Annotated in this window: 12 protein-coding genes and 1 pseudogene; 7 read left to right on the forward strand and 6 right to left on the reverse strand. The window is 70.5% G+C overall.

Annotated features, from left to right (window positions below; all coding sequences use genetic code 11):
- Positions 1–104 precede the first annotated feature (104 nt).
- Positions 105–2,708 (forward strand): ATP-dependent chaperone ClpB, encoded by a 2,604-nt coding sequence (gene clpB, locus ACN6LD_RS01935; protein ID WP_319188159.1) that lies wholly within the window; start codon positions 105–107, stop codon positions 2,706–2,708.
- A 62-nt stretch (positions 2,709–2,770) separates the two neighbouring features.
- Here the strand turns inward: clpB and ACN6LD_RS01940 are convergent, their stop codons facing one another.
- Entirely contained in the window at positions 2,771–3,301 is a 531-nt protein-coding gene (locus ACN6LD_RS01940; protein ID WP_445042342.1) for a hypothetical protein, read from the reverse strand.
- 141 nt (positions 3,302–3,442) lie between these two features.
- Between ACN6LD_RS01940 and ACN6LD_RS01945 the strand changes: the two genes are divergently transcribed.
- Positions 3,443–3,988 (forward strand): YbjN domain-containing protein, encoded by a 546-nt coding sequence (locus ACN6LD_RS01945; protein WP_319188155.1) that lies wholly within the window; start codon positions 3,443–3,445, stop codon positions 3,986–3,988.
- Positions 3,989–4,127: 139 nt separating this feature from the next.
- Here ACN6LD_RS01945 and ACN6LD_RS01950 read toward each other — a convergent pair whose 3' ends face one another.
- The 4 genes and pseudogenes from ACN6LD_RS01950 to ACN6LD_RS01965 all read right to left on the reverse strand — a co-directional run.
- Positions 4,128–4,679, reverse strand: coding sequence for a hypothetical protein (locus tag ACN6LD_RS01950; RefSeq protein ID WP_445042343.1), 552 nt, complete (start codon positions 4,677–4,679; stop codon positions 4,128–4,130).
- A 385-nt stretch (positions 4,680–5,064) separates the two neighbouring features.
- Positions 5,065–5,325, reverse strand: a complete 261-nt coding sequence (locus ACN6LD_RS01955) for a Txe/YoeB family addiction module toxin (protein ID WP_046730454.1) — start codon at positions 5,323–5,325, stop codon at positions 5,065–5,067.
- A 10-nt stretch (positions 5,326–5,335) separates the two neighbouring features.
- Positions 5,336–5,593 carry a type II toxin-antitoxin system Phd/YefM family antitoxin gene (locus ACN6LD_RS01960; protein WP_319188150.1) on the reverse strand — a complete coding sequence of 86 codons (258 nt, stop codon included), beginning with the start codon at positions 5,591–5,593 and terminating at the stop codon, positions 5,336–5,338.
- Positions 5,594–5,688: 95 nt separating this feature from the next.
- Positions 5,689–6,128, reverse strand: a pseudogene (locus ACN6LD_RS01965) (aminotransferase class I/II-fold pyridoxal phosphate-dependent enzyme); the annotation flags it as partial.
- 272 nt (positions 6,129–6,400) lie between these two features.
- On the opposite strand from ACN6LD_RS01965, the gene ACN6LD_RS01970 reads away from it, so the two are divergent.
- From ACN6LD_RS01970 to ACN6LD_RS01985, 4 genes are all read left to right on the forward strand, one after another.
- Positions 6,401–8,488 (forward strand): hypothetical protein, encoded by a 2,088-nt coding sequence (locus ACN6LD_RS01970; RefSeq protein ID WP_445042344.1) that lies wholly within the window; start codon positions 6,401–6,403, stop codon positions 8,486–8,488.
- Between the two features lie 119 nt (positions 8,489–8,607).
- Entirely contained in the window at positions 8,608–9,354 is a 747-nt protein-coding gene (locus ACN6LD_RS01975) for a UPF0158 family protein (protein ID WP_445042345.1), read from the forward strand.
- Between the two features lie 177 nt (positions 9,355–9,531).
- Entirely contained in the window at positions 9,532–10,017 is a 486-nt protein-coding gene (locus tag ACN6LD_RS01980; protein WP_319188144.1) for a prevent-host-death family protein, read from the forward strand.
- Positions 10,014–10,364 (forward strand): hypothetical protein, encoded by a 351-nt coding sequence (locus ACN6LD_RS01985; RefSeq protein WP_319188143.1) that lies wholly within the window; start codon positions 10,014–10,016, stop codon positions 10,362–10,364. Before ACN6LD_RS01980 ends, ACN6LD_RS01985 begins: the two co-directional genes overlap by 4 nt.
- Before the next feature lie 137 nt (positions 10,365–10,501).
- Here the strand turns inward: ACN6LD_RS01985 and ACN6LD_RS01990 are convergent, their stop codons facing one another.
- Complete coding sequence (locus ACN6LD_RS01990; RefSeq protein ID WP_445042346.1) at positions 10,502–11,701, reverse strand: pyridoxal phosphate-dependent aminotransferase; 1,200 nt, start codon at positions 11,699–11,701, stop codon at positions 10,502–10,504.
- Positions 11,702–11,841: 140 nt separating this feature from the next.
- Here ACN6LD_RS01990 and ACN6LD_RS01995 point away from each other — a divergent pair, with 140 nt between their 5' ends.
- Complete coding sequence (locus ACN6LD_RS01995; RefSeq protein ID WP_445042347.1) at positions 11,842–12,168, forward strand: hypothetical protein; 327 nt, start codon at positions 11,842–11,844, stop codon at positions 12,166–12,168.
- Positions 12,169–12,347 lie beyond the last annotated feature (179 nt).

Raw genomic sequence — 12,347 nt, forward strand, 5'->3', positions numbered from 1 at the left:
ACACGGGAGAACAGGAGAGCACCTTGAGCGGAATAGGCTCAACTTTGTGTACGCTGACTGAGTCAGTACTGGGAGAGCGCTGACGCAAGGAGGAGACAGCGAACGTGGACGCCGAGCTGACCAACCGGAGCCGGGACGCGATCAACGCGGCCAGCAGCAGGGCCGTGTCCGAAGGGCACGCCGACCTCACCCCCGCCCACCTGCTGCTCGCGTTGCTGCAGGGCCAGGACAACGAGAACATCATCGACCTGCTCGCCGCGGTGGACGCCGACCAGGCGGCCGTCCGGGCCGGGGCCGAGAAGGCCCTCGGCTCGCTGCCCAGCGTGGCCGGGTCCACCGTCGCGCCCCCGCAGCCCAACCGCGACATGCTGGCCGTCGTCGCCGACGCGCAGAACCGCGCCCGCGACCTGGGGGACGACTACCTGTCCACCGAGCACCTGCTCCTCGGCATCGCCGCCAAGGGCGGCCCGGCCGCCGAGGTGCTCACCCGGCAGGGCGCGACGGCGAAGAAGCTCCAGGAGGCCTTCCAGAAGGCCCGCGGCGGACGCCGGGTGACCAGCGCCGACCCGGAGGGCCAGTACAAGGCCCTGGAGAAGTTCGGCACCGACTTCACCGCCGCCGCCCGCGAGGGCAAGCTCGACCCCGTCATCGGCCGGGACACCGAGATCCGGCGCGTCGTGCAGGTGCTGTCCCGCCGCACCAAGAACAACCCCGTCCTCATCGGCGAGCCCGGCGTCGGCAAGACCGCCGTCGTCGAGGGGCTCGCCCAGCGGATCGTCAAGGGCGATGTGCCCGAGTCCCTCAAGAACAAGCGGCTCGTCGCGCTCGACCTCGGCGCGATGGTCGCGGGCGCCAAGTACCGGGGCGAGTTCGAGGAGCGGCTGAAGACCGTCCTGGCCGAGATCAAGGACTCCGACGGGCAGATCATCACCTTCATCGACGAGCTGCACACCGTCGTGGGCGCGGGCGCCGGCGGCGACTCCGCCATGGACGCCGGCAACATGCTCAAGCCGATGCTGGCCCGCGGCGAACTGCGCATGGTCGGCGCCACGACGCTCGACGAGTACCGCGAGCGGATCGAGAAGGACCCGGCTCTGGAGCGCCGCTTCCAGCAGGTGCTGGTGGCCGAGCCGACGGTCGAGGACACCATCGCCATCCTGCGCGGACTCAAGGGCCGCTACGAGGCCCACCACAAGGTGCAGATCGCGGACGCGGCGCTGGTCGCCGCCGCCACCCTCTCCGACCGGTACATCACCTCCCGCTTCCTCCCCGACAAGGCCATCGACCTCGTCGACGAGGCCGCCTCCCGCCTCCGCATGGAGATCGACTCCTCCCCGGTCGAGATCGACGAGCTCCAGCGGTCCGTCGACCGGCTGAAGATGGAGGAGCTGGCCCTCAGCAAGGAGACCGACGCCGCCTCCCGCGAGCGCCTGGAGAAGCTGCGCCGCGACCTCGCCGACCGCGAGGAGGAGCTGCGCGGACTCACCGCACGCTGGGAGAAGGAGAAGGAGTCCCTCAACCGGGTCGGCGCGTTGAAGGAGAAGCTCGACGACCTGCGCGGCCAGGCCGAACGGGCCCAGCGCGACGGCGACTTCGACACCGCCAGCAAGCTGCTGTACGGCGAGATCCCGGCCCTGGAGCGCGACCTGGAGGCCGCGTCCGAGGCCGAGGAGGAGGCCGCGAAGGACACCATGGTCAAGGAGGAGGTCGGCTCGGACGACATCGCCGACGTCGTCGCCTCCTGGACGGGCATCCCGGCCGGCCGCCTCCTCGAGGGCGAGACGCAGAAGCTGCTCCGCATGGAGGACGAGCTCGGCAAGCGGCTCATCGGCCAGGCGGAGGCGGTCCAGGCGGTCTCCGACGCCGTGCGGCGCTCCCGTGCGGGCATCGCCGACCCCGACCGCCCCACCGGCTCCTTCCTCTTCCTCGGCCCGACCGGCGTCGGCAAGACCGAGCTGGCCAAGGCCCTCGCCGACTTCCTCTTCGACGACGAGCGGGCCATGATCCGCATCGACATGTCGGAGTACGGCGAGAAGCACAGCGTCGCCCGCCTCGTCGGAGCGCCCCCGGGCTACGTCGGCTACGAGGAGGGCGGCCAGCTCACCGAGGCGGTGCGCCGGCGCCCGTACAGCGTGGTCCTGCTCGACGAGGTGGAGAAGGCGCACCCGGAGGTCTTCGACGTCCTGCTCCAGGTCCTCGACGACGGCCGGCTCACGGACGGCCAGGGCCGCACGGTCGACTTCCGCAACACCATCCTGGTGCTGACGTCCAACCTGGGCAGCCAGTATCTGGTCGACCCGCTGTCCACCGAGGCGGAGAAGAAGGAACAGGTCCTCGAGGTCGTGCGGGCCTCCTTCAAGCCGGAGTTCCTCAACCGACTCGACGACCTGGTCGTCTTCTCGGCCCTGAACAAGACCGAGCTCGGCCGGATCGCCCGCCTGCAGATCGACCGCCTGGCCAAGCGGCTCGCCGAACGCCGGCTCACCCTGGAGGTCACCGACGCGGCCCTCGCCTGGCTCGCCGACGAGGGCAACGACCCCGCGTACGGCGCCCGCCCGCTGCGCCGCCTGGTCCAGACGGCCATCGGCGACCGCCTGGCCAAGGAGATCCTGGCGGGCGAGGTCAAGGACGGCGACACGGTCCGGGTCGACACCTTCGGCGAGGGCGAGGGCCTGATCGTGGGCCCGGCGACGGGCAAGACGCTGTAGCGGCCCCTCGCCTGCGCCTGCGCCTGCGCCTGCTCTTGCGCCCGTTCCCGCTCCCGCTCAGGTCACGTCGTGAACGCCGAGTACCGCACCCTCGCGGTCTCGGCGTTCTCGTACGTCACGTTCACGTTGACGTAGTACGCGTCCACCCCGGGACGCTCGGTGACGTCGAGCTGGAAGCAGTAGTCCACGTCGGACCCGCAGGCCTTGGTGCCCGGGCCGCCCGGCCGGGGAGCGTCGGGGTAGGCGTCCGTCAGCCAGTCGCTCACGCCCCCGCGAGGCATGCGGAAGTCGGCCTGGTAATTGGTGTCCAGCCAGGACTGCACCGTGCACTTCGCGTCCCGGACGTCCGTCGGCAGCTCGGCCCCGCCGAACGCCAGCGCCTGGGCGCAGGGCACCTCCTTCAGACGGGTCCCGTCCGTCTCCTCGTCGTCGGTCAGCACCCAGACGCCCACCAGCACCAGCAGGCCGACCACCAGCAGCACCGGAAGAGCCAGGATCGCCGCCACCAGACCCCACCTGGTGCGGCCCGCGGGCCCCGGCCGCATGTCGGCCCCCGGCCGCTCGCCCGTGTCGCCCCGCCCGTTCTTCGCCACGTGATCCCCCTCCATCCGTCACCACCCCTTGGTACGACAGGCCGGATCATGTCAGCTCAGGGCTGACAGCCCCGGCGGGGCTTGCCACCCCCCTCCCCGCATGGGGGAGGATGGCAGGATCCGTACGAAGGGAAAATCACGGTGAGCATCGACCCGTCCTCGATTCCGAACTTCGGGGGCCAGCCAGAGCCGGAGCCCCAGGGTGGACCGGCGGGCCCCGTCGTCCCGGATCAGGACCTCGTGAAGCAGCTCCTCGACCAGATGGAGCTGAAGTACGTCGTCGACGACGAGGGTGACCTCGCGGCGCCGTGGGAGGAGTTCCGTACGTACTTCATGTTCCGCGGCGAGGGTGACCAGGCGGTCTACTCGGTGCGGACGTTCTTCGACCGGGCCCACAAGATCGACGACAAGGTGCAGCTGCTCGAGTCGATCGACGACTGGAACCGCCGCACCCTGTGGCCGAAGGTCTACACCCACACCCACGACGACGGCACCGTCCGCCTCATCGGCGAGGCGCAGCTGCTGATCGGCGCCGGGGTCAACATCGAGCTGTTCGTCTCCTCGACGGTGAGCTGGGTGCGAGCGGCCATCGAGTTCGACAAGTGGCTCGTGGAGCAGCTCGGCCTGGAGTCGGCCGTCAACGAGGCCGACGAGAAGCCGGAGGACGGCGCCGAGGGCGCCGAGTAGCGCCGGCGACCTGCCTGTACGTCGACGGGCGTCCGTCCACACCCTGTGGACGGACGCCCGTCGGCGTTCCGGGGCTGTCAGCGCTTCGGCCACCGCGTACGGGAACGGCCCCACCACGACAGGATCCATCCCAGGACGATCACCGCCGGCAGGATGAACGCGTAACCGGGGACTGTGCCCACTTGGAATCGCTCCGGGTCATCGAGGTCCGGTCGGTCTGCCGCTGGGTGATGTGGTTGCCCATGTCAATCAACCCTGCGGTCGGGTGCTCGACGGTCTTCAGGTCACCCGTCGGCTTCCGGGTCTTCACTTCAAGTCCCAGGTCGAGCCGGTCGCCGGACTTGAGCTTCACACGTGTGGTCCAGCGGGTTTCGAACAGCGACGCGGTCCGGGTGTCCGAGAGGAGCCGCACCCCCGCGTCGTGCACCTTGTTGTCGAGCCGGGCGCCGACGATCCTGACGTCGGAGACGACCTGGGGGTCCAGCGCGACGGAGAAGGACGCGGGCACGGGGGCCGTGCCCGGTCCGACGCTGTTCAGCGTGATCCGCGCCGGGTAGTAGTACCGCCGCTTGCCGTTCGCCCACTCGCAGCGGTTCCACACGCCGCTGACCTCCAGGCCCCACGGCGTGGCGACTCCGCCGAAGGTGTGCGGACGTCCGGGCTGCAGGCTCAGCGGGCCGGTCGGTCTCATGTTCTTGGTGCACGGCCGCGGTGGCATGGGCGGGCCCGGCGACCAGGTCGTACGGGTGGCGCATGGGGAACGAGGTCCCCACGACGACCACCGGGTCGCTGCCGGCGGGCAGGGCCTCGGTCAAAGTGACCGTGCAGGCGGTGGCCGAGGTCTTGGGGTCGGTGGCGACGGCGCTCGTGGCGCGCAGCCGGCGGTCGCCCACGGTGGCGACGCCCTCAGGCAGCGGTGAGTGCTCCGTTCGCTCGGCGACGTCAGTCTCGGCCCGGTCGAGGTACGCGAGTGAGTGCGAGGAAAGACGATCGGGTCAGCGTTCCCCCACTGCGCGGCCGGACTGTCATCCAGGGGGCGACGGAGGCCGCGTGGGCCTGCTCGGTCCTGTGCCCGGTCAGCTCTCGTAGTGGTAGCGGCACTGTGCGATCAGGACGGCGTCCTCGGTGGCCTTGTAGATCAGTCGGTGTTCGTCGTTGATGCGGCGCGACCAGTAGCCCTGGAATCCGTGCTTGAGCGGTTCCGGTTTGCCGATCCCCTCGTTGCCGTTGCGGGCGATGTCCGCGATGAGGGTATTGATGCGCTTCAGGATCTTCCGGTCCTGAAGCTGCCACCACAGGTAGTCCTCCCAGGCGCGAGAGGAGAAGGTGATCTTCAACTCGCGGCCCTCATTCGTCGGTCGCCAGCTCGCGTACGGTGCCGCCGCCGTTCTCCAACTCGTCGATGGAGGCGAGCAGGCGCCGGGCGTTCGCCGGGCTTCGCAGCAGGTACGCCGTCTCCTTCAGGGACTCGTAGTCCTCAAGGGAGACGATGACGACCGGCTCATGTCCGGCCCGGGTGATGACGACCTCCTCGCGGTCGTCGGTGACTGCGTTGAGCACCTCGGCGTACCGCGCGCGCGACTCGGAATACGTCATGGTCTTCACGGTCGACCCTCCTTTCACGTACAGGAAATTGTACGTCGACGCCTGTGGTGGGGCAAGGAACAAGGAATGCGACGACCGGCCCCGCGCGACGGCGGTCAGTGTGCGAATGCCTTGCGGAGCCGTTCCGTCGCGTCCGCCAGTACCTCGAGGCGCTTGCAGAACGCGAACCGCACGTAGGGCGCCCCGGCCTCTTTGTGGTCGTAGAAGACCGCGTTCGGGATGGCGACGACACCGGCGCGCTCGGGGAGGGCGCGGCAGAAGGCGATGCCGTCGTTCCGCCGAGGGGGCGGATGTCGGTGGTGATGAAGTACGTGCCGGCGGTCCTGAAGACCCCGAAGCCCGCGTCCGCCAGACCCGCCGCCAGCAGGTCCCGCTTGGCCAGCATGTCCGCGCGGAAGCCGTCGAAGTACGCGTCGGGCAGGCGGAGCGCTTCGGCGACCGCGTACTGGAACGGGCCGGACGCGACGTAGGTCAGGAACTGCTTCGCCGCCCGCACCGCCGTCACCAGGCCCGGCGCCGCCGTGACCCAGGCGACAGCTCGTTCGTACGCCTATTCGTATGATGCGCGGCACGCCCTCGGGGAGGTCGGCGAGGTCGGTCGGCCCGTTGCCGTGAGTCCGTGCGGAGGAGAACCCGGTTCGTCGCACGGAGGTTCAATGTCGCAGTCGCTGGGGGGTGACATCCCCATGTACGGCCCTTGCGGTAGCCGACCGCTCGCCTTCAACCGAGTTGTCTTGTCGGCCCCGGATGGGCGATAGCGTGAGGTGGCAAGGACTGTTCCTGACAGGGCGGACGATTTTCATGCGGATGCGGTTCGAACCCGAGGCCGAGGAAGAGTTCGAGGCGGCGGGCGGGCTGCTGGTCGACCGCCTCGTCAGGTGGGCCGGGGAGCAGGCGCTGCCGGTGGACGGGTTCACGGCTGAGAGGGCGCTGGACTACCGGCACCGGGCGACTGCCGACGGCCGACTGGGACTGTGGGAGTCGCGCCATATCGAGGAGCTACTCCTCTCCTGGCTTCCCGAGCAGGTCACCGAGGGTCCCGGGGAGGAACACGCCGACGCCCCGGGCACACTGCGCACGCTGCTGCGCTATTTGCACGCCACGCAGTTGGCGGACCCACGCGGCCCCGCCCTTGAGGACTCCCTCGCGGCGGTCGACGCGGCTGCGGGGCAGTATCCGGCGGCGATGGCGGACCGCACCCGCTGGGGGATGGCGAAGTTCTGGGCCGTGACAGCCGCCGAACAGGGCGTGGACGTCTCGGATGGGGCGGCGTTGCAGCAGTTCGCGGAGCGGGCGCAGCGTGGGGAGGCCGTCTACGACCAGCAGGTCCTCGATGTGATCATGGAGCGGCGGCTGACCGGCAACACACTGCACGGTGTCGAGCGGGCTGAGCCGCAGCTGCCTGTGGTGCTCCCCCCGGACGGCGAGTTGCGCCGACGGCCCGAGGCATCGGCGGTTCTGGCGCAGCTGCGCCGACTCGCCGAGTGGGCGGGGCAGGGCGACCGCCCGGTGACGGCGACGGGACGGCTGCGGATGGCGGAGGCCCGCGAGCTGGTGGACGTACTAGGCACCGGCGACAGGATTGAGGGGGTGCGCTCTTCGGCCGACCTGCCGCGACTGGGACTGCTGGTGGAGTGGGCGAAGAAGGCGCGGCTGATCCGGGTTGTCAAGGGGCGGTTGTACGCGGTGGCCAAGGCCCGGCCGGTACTGGCCGACCCGCTTCAGCTGTGGCTGCGCGCCTTCGACGCGTGCTTCGAGTTGCGGCAGGCCCTGATCGGCATGCGGAGCGGCTGGCACGTCGAGTCGATGCTCTTCGACGTCTACGAGGACATCCTGGAAGATGTGCTGAACACGCTTTACAGCCTGCCGTACCCGATGCCCTGGCCGCGGCTGCGTGACTCCGTACACCTGGCCTATCGGGCCCGCTTCAAGCTGGACGGCGGGTCGGATCTCCGGCACCGGATGTGGTTCGAGCACGCCGACCGGGACCTGCGCACGGTACTCGACCTGCTGGATGACCTGGGCGCGATCGAGCGTGACCGCGGGATGGCCGACCCGGTGTTCCTGGACGTCGACCTTTCCGATACCGGACCCGAGCTGCCCCCGGCCATGCCGCCGGAGATTGCGGAGCTGCTGGGCGGCGCGGGAGCGGCAACGGACCCGGCGGCGCGGGAGCGTGCCGATGCCCGGGGAGAGGAGCTGACCGCCGGGCCGGTCGAACTCATCCGTCTCACCGAGCTCGGTACCCGGGCCATACGACAGCGGTTGCTGGCGGCCGGCCGGGACGCACCGTTGGTCGGTGAACTGGCCCAGGCCCCGGCGGCCGGCCTGCTGGGGGTGCTGGCCGAGGACTACGACCCGGACACCGCTCGCACGGAGTTGGCCGGCTGGATCACGGCCCGCGGCGAGCGGGAAGGCGCCCTGCGGCAACTGACCGACGCCGTAAGGGCCATGACCTTCCGCACGCGTGCGCAGGCGATGCTCGACGTGCTGCTGACGGCATTGCCGGACGGTGAGGGCGAGCGGCTGCTGCGGACGCTGCGGCGAGACACGCAGCTGGCGCCGCTGGCGCTGAACGAGCTGGCGCACCGTGAGTTGCTGTCCCCAGAGGACATGACCGATGCCGAGCATCTGCTGGTGCTCGCCGAGAGCCTGCTTCAGCTAGTGGAGTTGGCGGGCGGCGGGGACGGCGCCGAGGAGATGCTGCGCGCCCAGGCCCCCCAGGCCAGGGACGCGGTTGCCGCCGCTTTGGACTCCGCGCACCCGGACCGGGCAGGACTCGACGAGCTCAGGCAGCTGGCGGCCCGGGCACTGGGTACCCACGGTGCCCGCATCGGCCGCGCCCGGAAGGTCCGGCGCTCCTCAGGCAAGAGCGGCCGCAAGCGGCGCCGCTGACCGGGCAACTCCGCCTGGCCCCCAGACGCCGGGTGCGCCGGCACTGGCATGGAGTCGAGCGGAGGGAAACCGATGGCCCTGGCGTTGTCCGTCCTTGGTGGCGCGCTACCGTCGGGGTCGTGGTTGAGGGATGGGGCGAGGACAGACTGCGGGCCCTGCGTGGCGCGCTCCACGCGCAGGACGGGGTGGCACTGCTGGCGGCGTTGCGTAGTGGACCCGAGCGTGAGGATCTCCAGCTGGACGGCGACGGTGTGGCCGGGGTCGCGGCGCGGGGCCTGCCGGGGGCCGCGGAGACGGCGGCCTTGTTTCTCGGCGCGCTCCAGGAGCGTGGCTTCCGGGGCGATGAGGAGCTGGCGGATCGATTGCGCGCGGCCATGGGAGACGAGGCGATCCGCCTCATGCGTCCGTTCGCGGTCGATCTGGAGATGCTCGCCATGCTGCTGGAGGGTGACCCGGCCGAGTCCGGTGGTCGGCTGGATCTGTCCACCGGGGAGTGCTGGCCGGCGTTCACCGATGAGCTGGGGCGTGGGCCCGAGGCTGAGGAGGACGACGATTCGGAGCGATGGCTTTACGTGCCGGCTCTGGGGTCCAGGGCCGGTTACCGGGACATGGAGCTGTTCATCGAGGAGGTGGAGGACGCTGCCCTTGCCGACCGGCTGCGGATCGCCATCGGCGGGCGGGGCGCCTTCCGGCGCTTCAAGGACGTCCTCGCGGGTGACGAGCGCTCCTGGAGCCGCTACCACCGGTTCCGCGATGAGCGACAGCGCGGCCGGGCCCACGCCTGGCTGGCCGAGGAGGGCTACTGCCCGCCCATTACCTTCCGCGTAGAGCCCAGCTCGGGTTCGTATCCTCCGGGGCCGGTATGACTCTCCATTTTTGTTTCCTGGCTCCGCGTCGGGCCGGGGCGGTTCTCCCGGTGAACTCGTTGCCGGCGCAGCAGCAGCAGCGCCGGAGGGAGCGGGTCCTGTCGCAGGAGTGGGGCTTTCAGCTGCTGTCCACGTCGCTCGATAGAAATCAGAGCACAATCTGAGTACAGTCTGAGTATGAGTATCGCACCCTTGGCATCCGAATCGGAGTCCGTCTCGTTCACCGATCTGTCGCGGAACCCGAAGGCTGTCGCAGCCAGGGCGGCCGCCCTGGGACGTCTGCGCGTCACGCACCGAGACGCGCCCGACATGGTTTTGACCACGGCCATATACGCAGAGCGCGCCGAGGAAAACCTGACCACGGCGTCCCGGCTGTTCCTCGCACTGCTGAAGCAGGACGACGGTGCCAAGTCGCTTTTGCTCGCGCTGCCCGAGGTGTTCCCGTGGGTGCGCCACCTGGACGCCGAGGAAGTCCGGGAATTCACTGTCGAGCTTCTGGAAGCGCTGTCCGACGCCGCTGAACTGGGCGCCAGGGAGGCTGTGCACCGAGCGATCGTCTCGTGGCGGGCCACCGCTCGCATCAACGCCGATCCTGACCAGCTCAGGGAAGCGCTCCGTCCGCTCGGTGACGTCGACCTCGGCCCCGTCGAGGTGCACGAGTGAGTCCGAAGAAAGGCGATCGGGTCAGTGTTCCTCCGCTGAGCGGCTGGAACGTCATTTACGGCACGACCGAGGCCGCGACCGGTTGGGAGGAGTTGTGCCGGGTGGCGTTGCCGAACGCGCATCGCTGCCTGGAAGCTCTTCGCGCAGACCCGCTGTCGCGGGCCAGCTGGAACCGCCAGCACCAGCTCCGAGGCAGACACGCCACCAGGGAATGGAAGGGTTCTGAGCTGGAGCAGTGGGAGTACGAAATCACCAGCGGCGGCAGGGTCCGTTACCTGGTCAGCCCGGACACATCGACTGTGATCCTTGTGTACGCCTCACCGCGACACCCGAAGGACACCGAATAGCCTTCCGGCGTTTCGCCCGCGCGGAAGGCAAGGCGAACCGGCGCGCGGGTTGCGATGGGCTCTTGCGGTGCAGATGGCGGGCCGACCGGAGTCGGAGGACGGCCGCGCCAGGGACGACGGACCCCACGGAGCGGCCGTCAGTGCGCGAATGCCTTGCGGAGCCCTTCTGTCGCGTCCGCCAGTACCTCGGTGCGTTTGCAGAACGCGAACCGCACGTAGGGCGCCCCGGCCTCTTTGTGGTCGTAGAAGACCGCGTTCGGGATGGCGACCACGCCCGCGCGCTCGGGCAGGGCGCGGCAGAAGGCGAAGCCGTCGCTCTCGCCGAGGGGGCGGATGTCGGTGGTGATGAAGTACGTGCCGGCGGTCCTGAAGACCCCGAAGCCCGCGTCCGCCAGACCCGCCGCCAGCAGGTCCCGCTTGGCCAGCATGTCCGCGCGGAAGCCGTCGAAGTACGCGTCGGGCAGGCGGAGCGCTTCGGCGACCGCGTACTGGAAGGGCCCCGACGACACGTACGTCAGGAACTGCTTCGCCGAGCGCACCGCCGTGACCAGGCCGGGCGCCGCCGTCACCCAGCCGACCTTCCAGCCGGTGAAGGAGAACGTCTTGCCGGCCGAGCCGATCGTGACCGTGCGCTCGCGCATCCCGGGCAGCGTCGCCGCCGGCACGTGTGGGGCCTCGCCGAACACCAGGTGCTCGTACACCTCGTCCGTCACGACGAGCAGGTCCCGTTCCACCGCCAGCTCCGCGATCGCGGTCAGCTCCTCGCGGGTGAGGACCGTGCCGGTCGGGTTGTGCGGGGTGTTGATCAGCAGCAGCCGGGTGCGGTCGGTGACCGCGTCGCGCAGCTCGTCCAGGTCGAGGCGGAAGCGCGCCTGCTCGGCGTCGGGGCGCAGCGTCACCGGCACGCGCGTGGCGCCGGCCATCGCGATGCAGGCCGCGTAGGAGTCGTAGTACGGCTCCAGGGCGATGACCTCGTCGCCGGGTTCGAGCAGAGCGAGCAGGGTGGCGGCGATGGCCTCCGTGGCGCCCGCGGTGACCAGGACCTCCGTGTCCGGGTCGAAGGAGAGGCCGTAACGGCGGCGCTGGTGGTCGGCGATCGCCGTGCGCAGCTCGGGCACGCCCGGTCCCGGCGGGTACTGGTTGCCGCGCCCGTCCCGCAGCGCCCGCACGGCCGCTTCCCGGATCTCCTCGGGGCCGTCCGCGTCGGGGAAGCCCTGGCCCAGGTTGATCGAGCCGGTCGTCGCCGCGAGTGCGGACATCTCGGCGAAGATCGTCGTCCCGAACTCGGCGAGACGGCGGTTGAGGAAGGGGCGCGCGGGAGTGGTCATGGCCGTCATCCTGCGCCGAAGCTCTGGAGTTCCTCAACTCCGCTTTGGCCGTCGGCCGGGGCGGGCATCCCCCGTTCACGCGGCGCTCGGACGCCGCGCGAGGCGCCCACGGGGGGCCGCTTCGGGGGACAGGGAAGGAGGGTGACGCCATGTTCTTCGGCATCGTCCTGGCGGTGATCTTCATCGGGTTCGTGGTGGCCGTGGCAGCCAACGCGCGCAATCGCAGCTCCGTGCGGTCCCGCGGAGGCGGCCGGTCGCGCAGCGGCGGCTCCTCCGGCAGCTGGTGGGCGGGCGGCGCGGCCGGCGGGAGCGGCGCCTCCTGCAGTTCCGGCAGTTCGGGCAGTTCCGGCGGGCACCATGGCGGCCACCACGGGGGGCACTCGTGCGGCGGCTCGTCCTCGTCCTGTGGCGGAAGCTCGTCCTGCGGCGGCGGCTCGTCCTGCGGCGGGGGCGGCGGATGCGGCGGAGGCAGCTGACACGGGGCAGCTGAGCTCCCCGCGGGGGGAGCCGCATCCGGACCGCGGGGCCCGGCCGACCACGGGCTCCGCGGTCACACCATGTGCCCGGGGCGGGCGCGAACGGCATGTGCCTGGCCCGCCTGGGCGTACGCCCTGGTTGAACAGTTGAGCTGTGGAGCCCCCCGAGGGATGGAAAC

It is taken from the genome of Streptomyces sp. SAS_272, from assembly GCF_052543235.1.